Origin of the sequence: Paenibacillus sp. Soil787 (assembly GCF_001429545.1) — a bacterium.
Classification (GTDB): domain Bacteria; phylum Bacillota; class Bacilli; order Paenibacillales; family NBRC-103111; genus Paenibacillus_E.
Genome location: NZ_LMSP01000048.1, coordinates 126826 through 143751, shown reverse-complemented (window position 1 = coordinate 143751; position 16926 = coordinate 126826). Strand labels below are relative to the sequence as shown.

At 42.5% G+C, this 16926-nt stretch carries 13 protein-coding genes; 11 read left to right on the top strand and 2 right to left on the bottom strand.

The features are described 5' to 3' along the window. Window positions 1–35: 35 nt before the first annotated feature. Window positions 36–1319, top strand: a complete 1284-nt coding sequence (gene ectB, locus ASG93_RS32935; RefSeq protein ID WP_056839295.1) for a diaminobutyrate--2-oxoglutarate transaminase — start codon at window positions 36–38, stop codon at window positions 1317–1319. 38 nt (window positions 1320–1357) lie between these two features. Further along, a complete protein-coding gene (locus tag ASG93_RS32930; RefSeq protein WP_156411126.1) occupies window positions 1358–1735 on the top strand; it encodes a hypothetical protein in 378 nt (125 codons plus the stop codon). Window positions 1736–2120: 385 nt separating this feature from the next. Here ASG93_RS32930 and ASG93_RS32925 read toward each other — a convergent pair whose 3' ends face one another. Next, window positions 2121–4823: an EAL domain-containing protein gene (locus tag ASG93_RS32925; protein WP_056839292.1), complete on the bottom strand. Its 2703-nt coding sequence runs from the start codon at window positions 4821–4823 to the stop codon at window positions 2121–2123. A gap of 333 nt (window positions 4824–5156) precedes the next feature. Between ASG93_RS32925 and ASG93_RS32920 the strand changes: the two genes are divergently transcribed. From ASG93_RS32920 to ASG93_RS32880, 9 genes are all read left to right on the top strand, one after another. Continuing rightward, window positions 5157–6236, top strand: a complete 1080-nt coding sequence (locus ASG93_RS32920) for an MFS transporter (RefSeq protein ID WP_056839290.1) — start codon at window positions 5157–5159, stop codon at window positions 6234–6236. Between the two features lie 124 nt (window positions 6237–6360). After that, the gene (locus tag ASG93_RS32915) at window positions 6361–7137 is read left to right on the top strand and encodes a DeoR/GlpR family DNA-binding transcription regulator (RefSeq protein WP_056839288.1); all 777 of its coding nucleotides are present in this window, start codon (window positions 6361–6363) and stop codon (window positions 7135–7137) included. 50 nt (window positions 7138–7187) lie between these two features. Continuing rightward, the gene (locus ASG93_RS32910; RefSeq protein WP_156411125.1) at window positions 7188–8675 is read left to right on the top strand and encodes a sugar ABC transporter ATP-binding protein; all 1488 of its coding nucleotides are present in this window, start codon (window positions 7188–7190) and stop codon (window positions 8673–8675) included. 186 nt (window positions 8676–8861) lie between these two features. Continuing rightward, on the top strand, window positions 8862–10361 hold the full coding sequence (locus tag ASG93_RS32905) for a sugar ABC transporter ATP-binding protein (RefSeq protein ID WP_056839286.1): 1500 nt from the start codon (window positions 8862–8864) through the stop codon (window positions 10359–10361). A gap of 46 nt (window positions 10362–10407) precedes the next feature. Continuing rightward, the gene (locus ASG93_RS32900) at window positions 10408–11442 is read left to right on the top strand and encodes an ABC transporter permease (RefSeq protein ID WP_056839284.1); all 1035 of its coding nucleotides are present in this window, start codon (window positions 10408–10410) and stop codon (window positions 11440–11442) included. Window positions 11443–11446: 4 nt separating this feature from the next. After that, the gene (locus ASG93_RS32895; protein WP_056839282.1) at window positions 11447–12439 is read left to right on the top strand and encodes an ABC transporter permease; all 993 of its coding nucleotides are present in this window, start codon (window positions 11447–11449) and stop codon (window positions 12437–12439) included. A 212-nt stretch (window positions 12440–12651) separates the two neighbouring features. Beyond that, window positions 12652–13710: a rhamnose ABC transporter substrate-binding protein gene (rhaS, locus tag ASG93_RS32890; RefSeq protein ID WP_056839279.1), complete on the top strand. Its 1059-nt coding sequence runs from the start codon at window positions 12652–12654 to the stop codon at window positions 13708–13710. A gap of 330 nt (window positions 13711–14040) precedes the next feature. Next, window positions 14041–15012 (top strand): Gfo/Idh/MocA family protein, encoded by a 972-nt coding sequence (locus ASG93_RS32885; protein ID WP_056839278.1) that lies wholly within the window; start codon window positions 14041–14043, stop codon window positions 15010–15012. 389 nt (window positions 15013–15401) lie between these two features. Next, window positions 15402–16046 carry an FMN-dependent NADH-azoreductase gene (locus ASG93_RS32880; RefSeq protein WP_056839276.1) on the top strand — a complete coding sequence of 215 codons (645 nt, stop codon included), beginning with the start codon at window positions 15402–15404 and terminating at the stop codon, window positions 16044–16046. A gap of 88 nt (window positions 16047–16134) precedes the next feature. On the opposite strand, the gene ASG93_RS32875 is transcribed toward ASG93_RS32880, so the two are convergent. Next, the gene (locus ASG93_RS32875; RefSeq protein WP_056839274.1) at window positions 16135–16743 is read right to left on the bottom strand and encodes a TetR/AcrR family transcriptional regulator; all 609 of its coding nucleotides are present in this window, start codon (window positions 16741–16743) and stop codon (window positions 16135–16137) included. Between the last annotated feature and the right edge of the window lie 183 nt (window positions 16744–16926).

The following is a 16926-nucleotide window of genomic DNA, read 5'->3' as shown; positions in this document are numbered from 1 at the left end:
ATGAAATCAATCGAAAGATAAGAGGAGTGGAATTCATGTCTATTTTTGAAAAAATGGAATCGAATGTACGTTCTTACTGCAGGTCTTTTCCCGATGTGTTCACGAAAGCAAAAGGTTCTATGCTGTACGCCGAGTCCGGTAGAACGTTTATCGACTTTTTTGCAGGAGCGGGCGCTTTGAATTACGGTCACAACAATGATTACATCAAAAGTAAGCTGGTCGAATATTTGGAATCAGACGGCATCTCCCACGGACTCGATATGTTTACTTCGGCGAAAGAGTCGTTCCTGCATACATTTTCAGAGCTCATTTTGAAGCCGAGAGAGCTTGATTATAAAGTGCAATTTTGCGGTCCGACCGGAACGAATGCTGTGGAAGCGGCGTTAAAGCTGGCTCGCAAAGTCAAAGGACGCTCGGGTATTTTCTCCTTTATGGGAGCTTTTCACGGCATGTCGCTTGGCAGCTTATCGGTAACCAGCAACCAGTACCACAGATTGGCGGCGGGTACGGATTTACACAATGTTTCCTTTATGCCTTTTCCATGCGGTTACATGCGTACATTTGACACGATCAAATATATAGATGAAGTACTGACGGATGACCATTCCGGTATCGATAAACCGGCTGCGATTATCTTTGAAACGGTTCAAGCGGAGGGAGGCTTGAATGAAGCGCCAATCGAGTGGATGCAGCGTCTTCGCGATCTGTGTACTCGTCATGATATTTTGCTCATTTGCGATGAAATTCAGGTTGGCTGCGGCCGAACAGGTCCGTTTTTCTCCTTCGAACGGGCGGGTATCGTTCCAGATATTGTCGTGTTGTCCAAATCGATCAGCGGCTATGGTTTACCGATGGCCATTACCTTGTTAAAGCCGGAATTGGATGTCTGGCATCCAGGGGAGCATACGGGGACTTTCCGCGGCAACCAACTGGCGTTTGTCGGGGCAGCTGCAGCGCTAGAGTACAGGGAATTATTTAACCTAGAGGCTGAGGTTCATCTGAAAGCTCATTATGTCAGTCGGTTTTTGCAGGAGGAAATCGCTCCGTTAAGCGAGGATATCCAGATTCGGGGAATGGGTCTGCTATGGGGCGTTGATGTATCCGCAAGCAAGTATGAGAACATTTCCAAAGAAATTGCCAGCCGCTGTTATGAGTTGGGACTCATATTGGAAAGGGTGGGCCGTCAAGACGCTGTCATCAAGCTGATGCCCCCGTTAACCATATCGATGGAGGAGCTTGAGCAGGGCTGCACCATTTTGAGACAGGCGGTTCAGGAATGCTTTGAGAAATCCGGATTAAGGCAGCACGCTTTAATCTGATAGTCGACTTGCGGGAAAGCAACGATATGGAGATTAATATGAGAAATAAGAAAAAAGGAATAATCATAGGTTATTTAGGCCTTGGTATTCTAGCTTTTAATCTTGCAGCCATGCTAATCATGAAATGGAAGATTGTTTTACCAAATGAGTACTTAATGAATGCATTTGCCGTATTGTTGATCACTTTATTCTTATGGCCGGTTGTTTCAATCTCTGCTGTACTTTCTGCATCCAATCATCTAAACAAATTGAAAGTGCGATTTTTGGATAATGAAGGAAAAGATAGGCAAGATCATTTGAGGATTAGAAATACCCATAAGAAAAGCATCTCTATTAATACAACTTTTTTAGTAACGGTTTGTCTATTTATTATTTGGTTTGTCATCTTCATTTGGCATGCATTTTTGAGACTTTAATAAAGGAAGTGGGGCTGTCCCAATAGTCATTTTGCGATGTTATGCCACTCTACCCATGGTAATCAGACTTTTCTGACGGAACGTCGATGCGCTATTTTGATGAAAAGCACCAGATTTCATGAGGAAGAGGAACGACGACGATGCGTTATTTCTCAGTTTTTGCCTCCGGATCGTTCTTTTCGAACAAATAGCGCACTGACGTTCCTCCCATTCGGTTTTTATTGCAGAATTCCCAAAATAACGAATCGACGTTCCGCACACAGAAACAAAAAACAAAGAATGAGATGGCAAAAATAACCTTGCCATCTCATTTTTTTGTTTTCTGTGCTCCTAAGTGAATATTTCTATTTCTGAGACAGCCTCACTTCTGTTTTACTGAAAGAAACTACTCCAAATAAATAAGCTTAGCAATGTGATCCGCAGACATCGGAAGTCCCAGGAAATATCCCTGTGCTTCATGACAGCCATAGTTCCTTAAAAGATGGAGCTGCTCTTCAGACTCGACGCCCTCAGCGATTACTTTTAAATTTAAATTTAAACCCAAGGCGATGATGGTCTTCACGATGTTTTGATCGCTTATATCATTTGAGAGGTCTTTAATAAAGGTTTGATCTATTTTAATGCGGTCGATGGGGAAGTTCTTCAAATATGCCAATGAACTAAACCCCGTACCAAAGTCATCAATGGAAATGTTTACTCCAATGCCTTTTAGTTTGGAAAGCAGCATTGTTGCACGGTCCAGATTCATCGTAATGCTTTCCGTAACTTCAATTTCCAAGTAATGGGGATCCATCCCTGTTTCATTCAAAATCCTGGTTATCCATTCAATTAAGTCCGGTTCATACATCTGCCTCGAGGATAGATTGACCGACATTTTAATTGTACGTCCAAAATGGTCCTTCCATAAACGCCACTGTTTGCAGGCCTCATTCAAGGCCCATTTCCCAATTGGAACAATGAGTCCAACTTCTTCGGCAAATGGAATAAATTGCAATGGAGAGACGATTCCTTTCTCGGGATGATTCCACCGAATTAATGCTTCTACACCAATGAATTCTTTCGTCGCTATATCATATTGCGGTTGATAAACAAGTGCAAATTCATTGTTGTCTAATGCTTTTCTTAGATTTCTGTAGAGGTCTACATGTTCAGAGGCGGGATACTCATTCTCTTTTACATAAAACTGGTATAAATTTTCCCCCTGCTTCTTCGCCTGATACATCGCGATATCTGCCTGTTTGATCAATGTTTCAAACGTACTCCCATCAAAAGGGAACATGCTGATTCCAATACTAGTTGAGATATACAAATCTTGATCTTGAATACGAAAGGGAATGGTCAAAGCAACCAGAATTGCTTTGGCAATATCTTCCGTTTCCTTTTTGGTTGTGCCCGGTAACAATATCGTAAATTCGTCCCCGCCTTGACGTGAGACAACACCCCGATTCGTAATCATATGTTTCAATCGATCCGAAACATTCTGCAGTAGAACATCACCCAAGGAGTGCCCCATGGAATCGTTGATCATTTTGAAATGGTCTAAATCCAGATAAAGCACGGAAACGATTTGATCGTTTAGCTCAGCATCAACAATGGCTTTTTCAAGCATATGCTGAAACGATTTTCGATTCGGAAGTTCGGTTAAAGAATCATGAAATGCCATGTGACGAATGGTTGCTTCCGCTTTATCCCGTTCAATCACCAAACTTACCAGATAGGCCGCCCGTTCAATCAATTTAAGCTCATAGGTTTGGGGAGCATGCGGAGTTTTGTAATACATGGCAAATGTTCCAAGCACCTGATTTTTCTTATCCGTTATCGGTACGGACCAACAAGCTCTAAGCTCATGGATGAAAGCAATCTCGCGATAGTCATCCCATAGCGGATCATTCCCGATATCAGAAACAATGATTTTGGTATTATAGAAAGCGGCTGTGCCACAAGAACCTACGGCTGGTCCTATTTCCACGCCATCTATCGCACGAATATAGGATTCAGGCAGGTTTGGTGCTGAACAATGCTTCAACCGTTCCTTTTCCAATAAGAGAATTGAACAAATAGCACCGCTTTGCAGTTCAACTAATTCAATAATTCGATGCAAAATATCCCCAATGGGTTTTCCTTTTGCGATCATTTCCAAAATATCATTTTGACCTATTAAGTTGTCTTGTACGAATTTCCGATCCGTAATGTCGCGTCCAATAACGATGAGCCATTGTCGGTTTCCCTTATGATCAAAAACGGGCACTTTGGTATATTCAACCATCATACTTGCACCGCTGGAACGTTTAATTTCTTCTTCGAAAATGATCGTTTTGCCTGCCTCCCAGGCTTTTTGATCCGTTTCTTCGCAGGTAATGAACATCTCTCTGTGAAATTCATTGGTTTCTTGGAAATCTCTGTTCGTTTTACCTCTGTATGTATCTTGTTCTAACTCAAATAGTCGGAGAACCGCATTGTTCGCTTCGATCCATCTACCTTTACCATCTTTAAAAACAACAATGTCAGGCATCGTATGAATTAATGTTAGTAAATTCTGCTCGCTAATTTTTAATTTTTTCTCTTCCAACAATCGGATGAGCTCAGCAGATGCCCTAAACGAGAAGATTTTCAGTATCGTTTCTGCAAGAGACCTGTCATGAAGCGGTTGATCATGCATCACAACAAGTATGCCAATTACAGTTCCATCAACATGTAAAAGAGGAATTCCCAGATAGCTTTGAATATCAAATTTAGTCAAATCCGAGTCCAAAGGAAATAAGTTCTGCACACTCTCTGGATAACAAAAGAGACGCTTTTCATTGACAACATGTTCACAAGGTGTATGTTCCAAATTGTATTCAAATTGCTCTATCGTTTCTCCTTTTTCATACATGGCGATTGTTTTTACACAGTGATGATCAACTTCACCAATGAACGCATAAGAGCATTTTAATACGCGAGCTAGATATTGTACCAAATGATTAAAAAAACTTTCGGCGACCTCACTTTCAATACCTTTCGCGATATCGAGAATGGTTTTTTTGAGGTAATCATTTTCATTTTGTAAGGCAATGAAAGCTTCAGTGGTATTCAATTGCTTTTTCATATGTTCTCCTGAAGTAGTTAATAGTACTTACAAAATTCGACAGATAATGATAAACTCCTTCCTCTGAGAAGCTAAGTCGAACGACACGGGCAGCCTTGATGTTGAGGTAGCCGTAGACTCTTGTTTTCTGATCCGTAGGAGAAATGGGGGATGGAAATTAGGAATGTATACTCAATAAGCTGCTAAACAACTCATTCTTTAAAAAATAGTTCTTGAACCGCAGTCTACACTGTCGTACAGTTTATACTGCCGACTTCTCGTTCGTGAAATGGAAGAGATTGCTTCTAAATTGACGTATTATTCTTAAATGGAAAGAAGGGGCTGACAACGAAGATGAACGCTTTTTTGTTGTATTACGTAGTCATTTACATGGGCAACGCAGTATATGGCACATTTATGCCGGTTTACCTGCATAGCGCTAAATTTTCTCAGGAGCAAATCGGGATGCTTCTTAGCCTTGGGCCCTTGGTTGCGATGTTTGGCCAACCGGTTTGGGGGGCGCTCGGTGACCGAGCCAAGACGAAGAATAGCGTACTTCGCTTTCTATTGATTGGCAGCGGTATTTCCATTTTGTTCTTCCCGCTCTCACATCATTTCATTTACCTGCTTGTGTTAATCTGTGTGTTTACGTTTTTTCAGACGTCTATATTTGCAATCAGCGATGCGATTACGTTGGAAGAATTGGACCGGCGTCCCACTTGGCGTTTTGGTTGGATTCGCCTAGGAGGTACAGTGGGCTTCGCAGTCATGTCTCTAGCTTTCGGCATAGCAGCCAAGTCGCACATTGGCTCAATGTTCCCGGTCTACGCCGGAACCATGGCTGCCGCATTGCTGTTCCTCTGGCGTTTTCCGCCAGCTGCCGGCCGTCAGACTAACGTCACTGGCAAACGGTTCCGTGAGCTCTTCCGAAATGGTAAGCTGATGTTTTATTTGGGTATCAACTTTGTTGTTCAAATCACCTTGGGTTACTATTACGCATTCTTCCCAATCTACTTCAAGGAGATGGGAGGAGACAGTATGCTGCTAGGCTGGTCGATGGTGATTTCTTCGCTTAGCGAGCTGCCGTTTCTGCTGTTTTCCGGCTGGATTTTCAAACGCGTGCCTATATCAGCCATTCTGATTGTAGCCGCGCTCGCATCCTCGATCCGGTGGTACTTGTTTACCTTAATCGGGAATCCGCTTTGGATACTACCAGTGCAGCTGCTGCACGGAGTTATTTTCATCGTGCTTTCTGTTACGCTTGCCACGTTTATCAACCGTGAAGTGCCTTCAGAATGGAAGGCCAGCGGTCAAACACTCAATGGCTTGCTCAGCCTTGGAGCCGCCCGTATTATTGGGAGCTTCTTGGGGGGAATTATGAGCTCGGCTTACGGGATGAGACAATTTTTTTATATAGTTCATGGTTATCCTTGACGTGTGTTATCGTGTTTGGACTTGTTTTACATATGAAACGGAAACGAACACAAACGAAAGAAACATGATATAATACACACATCTAATAATTATTGCACCTTCCTACTTATAAGGGGTTTTTATCATGTTTGCGATTGAACGATTGAATAAAATTAAAGAGCTGCTCCTGGCACAGAAGCGGGTCGATGTATACGAGCTCAGTGAGAAGTTTTCCGTTACGGAAGTGACGATTCGTAGAGATCTCGACAAGCTAGAACAAAAAGGATTCTTAGTTAAAACGTATGGCGGCGCCGTATTGAATGATAAATTGAATTCGCTTCCTAATGCCTCAAGCGGGGATACCGAACAGAAATTCGTGGAAGAGAAGCGAATGATCGGTAAAATCGCAGCTCAAATGATTGAGGATGGAGAAGCCGTATTCTTAAGCGCTGGCTCGACATGTCTGGAGATCGCAAGAAATATCAAAGGAAAGAAAATCACCGTCTTAACGAATGACTTGGCCATTGGTCTTGAATTGAAGGATGCGCCTGGTGTGAAGACAATTGTCATCGGAGGTGATTTGATACCCTTATCAACGATGCTCGTTGGCGGGTTCGCTCTGCAAATGCTCAAAGGCATCTATGTGAACAAAGCTTTTCTAGGTGTTAAGGGTGCGCAGTTGGACTCCGGCTATACGGTTAGTCACTACGAGGAAGCGATGATTTTGCAGGAAGTCGCAAGAATTTCCAGTGAGATCATTATTGTTGCGGATTACTCCAAATTTAATGTCAAAGGCTTTGCCAGACTTGGCGATCTAACGATGGCTAAGAAAGTAATTACAAACACACAACTACCGAACGAGTATAAGAAATATTACTTTGAGCAAGCCGTCAAGCTTTTTACAACCTTTGATTTCCGGTAATCCCTATTGTCTAAACGCTGATTCTATAGAGAAGTAAAGGGGCATATAAGGTGGAAAACTACTTACAAATGAAGGGCATTACGAAGAGGTTTAATGACAATGTGGTGTTGAACCAAATCGATTTCAGCGCGGATGCGGGTCAGGTTCATGCCTTAATTGGTGAGAATGGAGCCGGTAAATCAACACTAATGAAAGTATTGGCGGGCTTGTTTCAGCCTGACGAAGGAAGCATATACATAGAGGGAGAGCTTGTTTCGATCCCCAATCCGAAGGAAGCCCAGGAGCTGGGTATCGCGATGATCTACCAGGAGATTCGCTTATTTCAAGATCTCGATATTGCTGAAAACGTATTCATTCGCAGGGAACCGATTAAGAAATGGAATCGTTTAATTGATTGGGATAAGGCATATCGTGAAACGCGTAAATACTTAGATGATTTTGGCTTGAACATAAATGCTCGAACGCCTGTGAAATCATTAAGCTCGGGTCAACAGAAATTCGTTGAAATCATAAAGGCGCTATCCCATAAAGCCAAAATTATTATCATGGATGAGCCTACGGCCGCGTTAACCGAGCAGGAAATAGAGACATTGTTTAAAGTCATTCGCGATCTGAAAAAGCTGGGTGTCGCTATCATTTACATCTCTCACCGTATTGAAGAAATAATTCAAATCGCTGATCAAGTAACGATAATTCGCGATGGTGAGTCTGTTCAGACGTGCAGTGTCGATGAAATGGAGCTTAATGATCTTGTTAAAGTCATGGTTGGTAAAGAATTGGCAGATCGTTTTCCCAAACTCAAGGTAAAGCTGGGTAAAGAAGTGCTGCGCTTGGAAAATTTGTCTTACTATGGCCGTATTCGCAACATCAATTTGGATGTGAAACGCGGGGAAATTATCGGATTAACGGGGCTAAGCGGATCCGGAAGACGGACACTTGCTAAAGTGCTGTTCGGTATTAATGGACCCTTCGAAGGCAGCATGATACTACAAGGCAAATCTTACACATCAATGACACCGCACACAGCAAAGAAGAACGGGCTCTGCTATATGACGGGAATTAACACAGAAGAAGGCTTATTAAGCAACGCACCAATCGGTCATAATATTTCATTAACTAATCTTGAGAGAATATCAAGCTTGGGCTTCTTGAACACCGAAAAGGAACGCTGGTTTGCGCAAGATCTGATCGGAAGACTGGACATTGAATCGAGTGATGATGAAAACGTCAATAATTTGAGTGGCGGTAAACAAAAGAAAGTGATTTTCGCAAAATGGTTGTTTGCTAATGCGAAAATCATGATCATAGAGGAACCTACCGCGGGCATAGATATTGGTTCCAAAATCGATATATACAACATGATGAATGAACTTGTGCTTTCAGGTGCCTCCATTATTATGATTTCATCGGATTTATCGGAAATTATGGGGATGTCTGATCGTATTGCCGTGATGTATAACGGTGAAATACGTAAGGTGTTTCAGAGAGAAGAGGCGACGCAGGAGAAAATTTTGTATGTTGCTTCAGGAGGAAAATAGCCTGTAGGTAAGCGTGATTGCCAGTAGAGGAGCCGCATAGAATTTAATCATTGTGCGGCTTAAAGTGTGAAATGATCACAAACGAACATAAAAATAAACAAAGGAACAAAAAAGTATAGCCAACCATTCATTTCTATGGTATATTCTAATCAGAGAAGAGAATATCCAAGCGAGTAGGGGATAATAATGAGTGAATTTGTTCTTGAATTGAGAGCGATTTCAAAAACCTTTCCAGGCGTCAAAGCTCTCGATCTTGTGCATTTCCAACTGCAAGCCGGTGAAATTCATGCACTTATGGGAGAGAATGGCGCAGGGAAGTCAACTTTTATTAAAGTGATTACAGGTGTTCATCAACCGGATCAAGGTGACATTTATGTAAACGGTAACAAAGTGGTGTTTAATAATCCGAACGATGCCAAGAAAGTCGGTATTGCCGCCATTTATCAGCATGTGACCTGCTATCCAGACCTTAGTGTGACGGAAAACATTTTCATGGGTCATGAAAAGATACATAAACGAACAAAAAGAATCTTGTGGAATGAGATGCACATTGAAGCGAAGAAACTGCTCGATACGTTGGGAGCGAATTTTGAACCACGTACACAAATGGGGACTTTAAGTGTGGCGCAGCAGCAAATTGTAGAAATTGCGAAAGCGTTGTCAACGGAAGCTCGCATTATTATTATGGATGAACCGACAGCTGCACTTACGAAGCGGGAGAGTGAGGAACTCTACCGCATTACCGAGCGGCTAAGAGACAGAGGCGTTGCGATTATTTTCATCTCGCATCGATTTGAAGACATGTACCGTTTAGCGAGTAAAGTTACGGTATTCCGAGATGCTAGATATATCGGAACCTGGGGCGTGCAAGATATTTCAACCGATAAGCTCATAGTCGCTATGGTTGGGCGGGAAATTACACAGCTCTACCCCAAAAAGGAAGCGAAGATAGGAGAAGAAGTATTTCGGGTAGAAGGACTTGGACGAACCGGATATTTCAAAGATATTTCGCTCCAATTGCACAAAGGAGAAATCCTCGGACTTACTGGATTGGTCGGAGCGGGCCGTACGGAAGTGTGCCAAACCCTTTTTGGTATCGAGCAAGCCGATCAAGGGAGCATTTATGTGAAAGGAACACAAACGAACATCCGTAATCCACAAGATGCGATTAAGCTGGGCATTGGGTATTTACCGGAGGATAGGCAGAAGCAGGGATTAGTGCTGGATTGGGATATTGGGCGAAACATTACGCTATCTAATATTGAGCATTATGCCAACGGTGGTTGGTTAAGCGAAGCCAGAGAAACGGAAGTTTCCAAGTCATTAGCCGAAAAGGTTAGTGTTAAAGCTCAAAGTATTTATGACTTGGTGAGCTCCTTATCTGGAGGAAACCAGCAAAAGGTCGTATTTGCCAAGCTTCTGACGGCTGAACTTGACGTTCTCATTCTGGATGAACCGACCAAAGGCGTCGACGTGGGAGCCAAATTTGCGATCTATGAAATTATGAACGATCTCGCTGCGCAAGGGTACGGTATCATTTTGATTTCGTCAGATATGCCTGAGGTCATTGGGATGAGTGATCGCATCATCGTAATGCGAGAAGGTAGAATAACGGGGCGTTTGGATCGAACACAGGTCACACAGGAAGCCATTCTTGAAGCTTCGATGAGTGATCAATTAGCTTAAAAGTCTCGTGTCTGCTTCAGTAAACAAGGGGGAGGGAAATCAGGACATGAGCAACCAAGTTATAGAGAAAAGAACATTCAGTCCAGCTGGTGAAAGAAAAACGTTTGGCGCCAGCATCGCAAAATTCCGTGAACTCGGCCTGCTGACTTTCATCATCGTTCTTTCCATCATTGTACAATTGAACAATAACAGCTTTCTAACGCTGGAGAACATCAATGATTTAGTTACGAATACTGCCATTCTAAGCATATTAAGCGTAGGTATGATGTTGGTTATTATTACGAGGGGCATCGACCTTTCGATAGGGGCTACACTCGCTCTATCTGGGATGATCTCATCCATGACGGTCAGCGCTTTCCCAGGCTTACATCCGCTCATTGTTATGCTGCTCGGTACATCCGTTGGTCTGATTAGCGGCGTCATCATTGGTTTCCTTATTTCGAGAACCGGCGTACTGCCCATCATCGCTACACTTGGGATGATGAACGTAATCCGTGGGCTTACGTTTACCGTTAGCGGCGGGAAATGGGTGAGTGCCCATCAAATGCCTGACAGCTTCAAAGCGATAGCCACAGGTTCTATTTTCGGCATCAACACACTTATTTTTATTGCAATTATCATTTACATCGTTTTTTACTACTTCATCAATCATACACGAACAGGCCGTCAAATTTATGCAGTTGGAAGCAATCCGGAATCTGCCAAAATTAGCGGTATCAACAACGATAAAATTCTATGGATGGTCTATGCCATTATGGGGAGCTTAGCTGGACTCGCTGGCGTGTTATGGGTTTCCAAGTTTGCATCCGCTCAAGGCGATACAGCTTCTGGTTACGAGTTAAGCGTTATTGCTGCATGTGTACTGGGAGGCGTTAGCATTGCAGGCGGTTCGGGCAAAATATCGGGTATTATCTTAGGATCAATTTTACTTGGAATATTGAACAACGCGCTTCCGCTTATTAATGTATCTCCTTTCTGGCAGATGGCCATTCAAGGAACGATTATTTTAATAGCTGTGCTTGTGAATGCCTTGGTGAAGAGGGGCGTCGATCGCAACCACCTCATGAGGAGGAAGATTTAAGCCTATGGAACTTAGAACGATTCAAGCGAAGAGAGACTTTAATTACAAAACGTTCTTCCTTCAATGGGAATGGCTGTTAGTCATTATTTTCATAGGGGTCAACATTCTGAATGCCAGCTTGTCTCCCTATTATATGAATGTCGATAGTTTAAGAGATGCAACGATGGGCTTTCTCGATAAAGCATTTATCGTGCTTCCCATGGTCCTGGTCATGATTCTTGGTGAGATTGATATCTCTGTCGCCTCCACAGTTGCCTTATCATCTGTCATAATGGCGGATCTGTACAGTCAAGGTGTGCCAATGGGACTTGCCATGCTCATCTGTCTGGTAGTTGGAACCGTATGCGGGCTTGTAAACGGATTTCTTATCGTCAAGTTTAAAGAGCTATCGTCGGTCATTATTACACTGGCGACCATGATTATTTATCGCGGAATCGCTTATATGCTCTTAGAAGATCAAGCCAAAGGGCAATTCCCGGACTGGTTCAGCTTCTTTGGATGGGAATATGTGATGGGTATTCCGTTTATTCTGATTGTTTTCATCGTCTTCGCGGTCGTCTTCGCCTTACTCTTACATAAGACAACGTTCGGCCGAAGGGTATATGCGATGGGGAATAATATAACTGCTTCACGCTTTTCAGGGATTCAAGTAGATAAGATCAAGGTCATCGTTTTTGCTCTAACAGGACTGATGGCTGCAGTAACCGCGATCTTCTTAACCTCACGGATGGGGAGCACACGGCCCAATGTAGCAACAGGTTACGAGCTGGATGTGATTGCCATGGTTGTCCTTGGCGGAATTTCTACCGCAGGAGGCAAGGGCAGAATGATTGGCGCCATCATCGCAGTTTTCCTGGTCGGTATGCTTAGTTACGGATTAGGTCTCGTCAATGTGCCAGCCCAAGTCTTACTCATTATTGTGGGCCTGCTGCTTATTTTCGCGGTGATTATACCGAAATTGAAATGGAACAAGAAGAAACTTCGTAAGACTTCGTGATGGTTATACACCAGTTGAAGTAGTCGAAGACGGAAGGCACATATAAGGTGATGCCGCTAAAAGTATTGTAGATTTCATAACCTTCGATGCTTGTAGCGGCATCATCTACCCACTACTATAGAATACCCGGGTATAGTATTATGGGGCGTGCATTTCCGATAAATGGCTGCTGCTGATAGGTTATTAAACAAAAAAAGGGAGGATTCAATCTTATGAAAAAAGTACTTGCAACATGCCTAACCGCGGTGCTCTCGTTATCTCTTTTGGCTGCTTGCGCATCAACAACTTCGGCTCCTAAACAGACAGATGCTGCCAAACAAGCTGACAGCTCAGCAGGGGGCAAGAAAAAATATGCTATTATTTTCAAAAATACAGGAAATCCATACGGCGAAAAACAGATGGAAGGCTTCAAAAATGCGATTACCGAGCTTGGCGGCGAGCCGATTCTAAAAGCGCCTGATCAACCAACGGCAGAAGCGCAAATCAAAATGATTGAGGAACTTATCTCGCAGAAAGTGGCTTCTATTGCCATTGTCGGCAATGATCCAGATGCGCTCCAGCCTGCTTTGAAAAAAGCGATGACTGCTGGGATTAAAGTTCTTTCCCTTGATTCTGCTGTTAACTCGAAAAGCCGGTTGGTGCACATTAACCAAGCTGACCCTGAGCGTATTGGCCGCGTAGAAGTGCAAGCCATTTCCGAAATGATTGGCGGTAAAGGTGAGATCGCGATTCTGAGTGCTACTTCCCAAGCTACCAACCAAAATTTATGGATTGAGTGGATGAAGAAGGAACTTGAGGACCCGAAATACAAAGAGATTAAACTTGTTAAAGTGGCCTATGGTGACGATCTTCGCGATAAAAGCGTATCCGAGACAGAGGCTTTGCTGAAATCATTCCCGAACTTGAAAGGTATTATTTCACCTACAACAGTTGGAATTGCTGCAGCTGGTAAAGTGCTTACAGACAAAGGTCTGAAAGATAAAGTACAACTGACAGGACTTGGTCTTCCAAGTGAGATGGCTCAGTACATTGAAGGCGGCGTCAGTAAATGGATGTACCTCTGGAATCCGATTGATGTTGGATATTTAGCTGGCTATACCGCTGACGCGTTAGTGAAAGGAACGTTAACAGGTAAAGAAGGCGAGAAATTCAAAGCTGGTAGACTCGGCGACAAACAAATTGTGAAGGATGGCGACGGTACCCAAATCATGCTTGGAGATCCGTTTAAATTTGAAGCTTCCAACATTGCGGAGTGGAAAAAGGTGTACTAAGGGCATTAAAAATTGAAATCCCAAAATTCCCTTAAAGGGGGACTTTGGGGTTTTTTCAATTCAAAAAGTCATTGACTCGAAGAATTCTTCATCCGATTTAAGAAACTGGACACATGACGATATATTACTGATGATCGGTCAGCAGGATCGAATAAAAGTAGAGATGAACACGCAAATCGTCAACGAACACTGACCCTGTATGTAAGTAAGATGGTATAATAAGATCAGATGCCTAACCGGTAACTTTTCGATGCAGCGAATGGTTGGGCAGACGCGGCAGACGGCTTATACGATTGTGCAAAAATATTATAAGAACAGGAGCTTGTAATCATGTTACATATCGGCATTATCGGTACAGGCGGTTTCAGTAAGATGCACGCCAAAATTTTATCCGAGATGGAAGGCGTGCAGATCCAAGCGGTATGCGGGACGAGTAAGGCAAAAGCGGAGGAGTTCGCTTCAGCATTCAGCATTCCTTCCAGTTATGAAAGTGTTAGTGAGATGTTGGACGCCGAGCACTTGGATGCCGTTTATATTCTAGTACCGCCAATGTCGCACGGGGAGTTTGAAATTCAGCTTATTGAAAGAGGCATTCCTTTTTTTGTTGAAAAGCCGCTAGGTGTCAATGTTGAGCAGCCCAGTCAGATTTTAACCGAATTGCGCAAGAAATCCTTGATTACATCCGTAGGCTATCATTTTCGTTATACAGATACAGTAAGTCAGATGAAACAATTGTTGAGTCAGCAAAATGTCGGCATGATTACAGGCAATTGGATGGGCAGTATGCCTCAAGTTGCATGGTGGAGAGATCAAGAGAGATCAGGCGGACAATTCATAGAACAAAGCACACATCTGGTCGATATTCTGCGTTACTGTATTGGAGAGATAGACGAAGTCTACGCTTTGTATGGCAATCAGGTGATGCACAAGCAATTTGACGGGGTAACGGCAGCTGATGTGGGAACGGTCACCTTGAAATTTCGCAGCGGCGCTATAGCTAATATTTCTAATACATGCGTGCTGCCAAATGGTTTGGGAAAGGTGGGTATTACCTGCTATACGCAGGAGGGCATGCTGGAGTGGGATACGGAACGATTGAAATTAATAGAAGCCCATGCGACCTCTGAAATTAAAAGATTGGTTAATCCCTATCTCGTAGAAAATGAGGCCTTCATCCATGCGCTGAAAACAGGGGATACCGCCCATATTCTTTCGGATTATGAAGATGCCTTTAAGACACAACAGGTGACTGTTGCTGCACTCAAATCAGCGAAATCGGGATTACCCGTTCGCCTGGTATAAGCTAAGAAGCATACTTAACAGTGAGAAAATCATTGTTACGTATGCTTTTTTGATGAAAGCAATAGTTGATTTCCGAATACGGAATTCACATTCCGTTTTAATTGACGGTCAACCATAACGTATGATATTATTGAAGGTGTAATCCGGAATGAATATTCCTTTTGTATATAATTGTCATTCATGGTGGAGTATACCAATGTTAATCTAGTAAAGAATATAAATAAGGATTAGGACTCTTATGATAATAATCATAATTATTGTTATATTTCTGATTTCCGCAATCTTACATTATAAAAAGATAATGACCGATAGAAATCTAACGCTTATCTGGCTTTTGGCAATTATTTCTGTGGGTTTATTCAAATAATAACTTTAAAGGAGAGATACTAATGAATAAAATGCTTGTTATTAATGCTCATCCGAAAATAGATTCTACATCATCTTTTAGTCTGCAGGTTTTAAACCATTTCTTGAAGGTGTATAAGGGACAAAATCAAACGGAGACCGTTGAGCAAATTAATCTATATGATGATCATGTTCCTGCAGTTGATCGTACGGTCTTAAGCGCATGGGAGAAGCTGGCGAGAGGAGAACAGTTAACTAGCGAAGAGCAAGAGGTTACGAGCCGGATGTCCGACATCCTCAAGCAATTCAAAAGTGCGCATAAATATGTCATTGTCATGCCTTTGCATAACTTTAACATTCCCTCTAAGCTCAAAGATTATATGGATAATATCCTTATAGCCCGTGAAACTTTTAAATATACGGATACCGGCTCCGAGGGCTTGTTAAAAGACGGTCGCAGCATTCTTGTCATCCAAGGAAGCGGCGGGGTATATACCAATAATGATTGGTACACTGAGGTAGAATACTCTCATAAATACCTTAAATCCATTTTTAATTTCATGGGACTTGAAGATTACCAAATTATTAGAGCTCAAGGAACGGCATTCCTAAATCGAGATGAAATATTAGCAAATGCCTACAAAGAAGCTGAACAAGCTGCTGAGCGTTTATCTGGTGTTTCTGTGTAATTGAAATGAATTCAAATGAACGATAGAGGCTGCCCCAAAAATGATGAATACAAAACCCAAAAGGACCTCCCCCTATTAGCGGAAGTCCTTATTTCTTTACAAGCCCTAATAGAATCATGTCAGAAATCGTTTCTGCGATCTTCTCCACAGGAACATTTTCTTTTAATTTTAGAATGAGATGGGGGTTAATCATGTTGATAATGAGCAATTCCAGCAATTTCGGATCGCCTTCTCTAAAGATTCCTTCTTCTTGGCCTTGCAGAATGATATCAATTACACTACCCTCAAGAGCGGTTAATAGAGAGGCCCTCATTTCATGGCCCAATTCGCCTGTTGTTGCCAAATGAAGCCCCAAACTATGAATTTTTCCATATTGTAAGTGAGAATCTGAGAAAACTTCAAATAAAAGTCTGATTTTTTGATCTGCTGGCATGTCCATTTTGACAACCTGCAATTGCTTCTCTTTAATTTTTTGGAAAATGTCGGTGACTACAGCAGCGGCTAGCACTGTTTTGTTGGAAAATCGCCGATGGACAGTTCCTACACCAACCCCTGCTTCATTGGCAATTTCTTCGATCGTGGCATCATAGCCTTTTATAGCGAAAACTGTATAAGCAGCTGTTAGAACTTTAAGTGTATTTTGATTGGCATCTTTACGATTGCTTGGCGTTGATAAATCCGAACCTTTTAGTGGCATCTGCAAGCTCCCTAATCGTATGTCTTTTTTAAAACGGAATGTGAATTCCTTTTATATTATACCATAGTTATGGAACGGTGCATAAAAAAATCCCTACTGGCAACTAGAATTGAACTGAGAGGGAACGTGGATGCCCTATTTGGACGGAAAACCCCTGAAATGATGAGGAAGAGGAACGAGGAT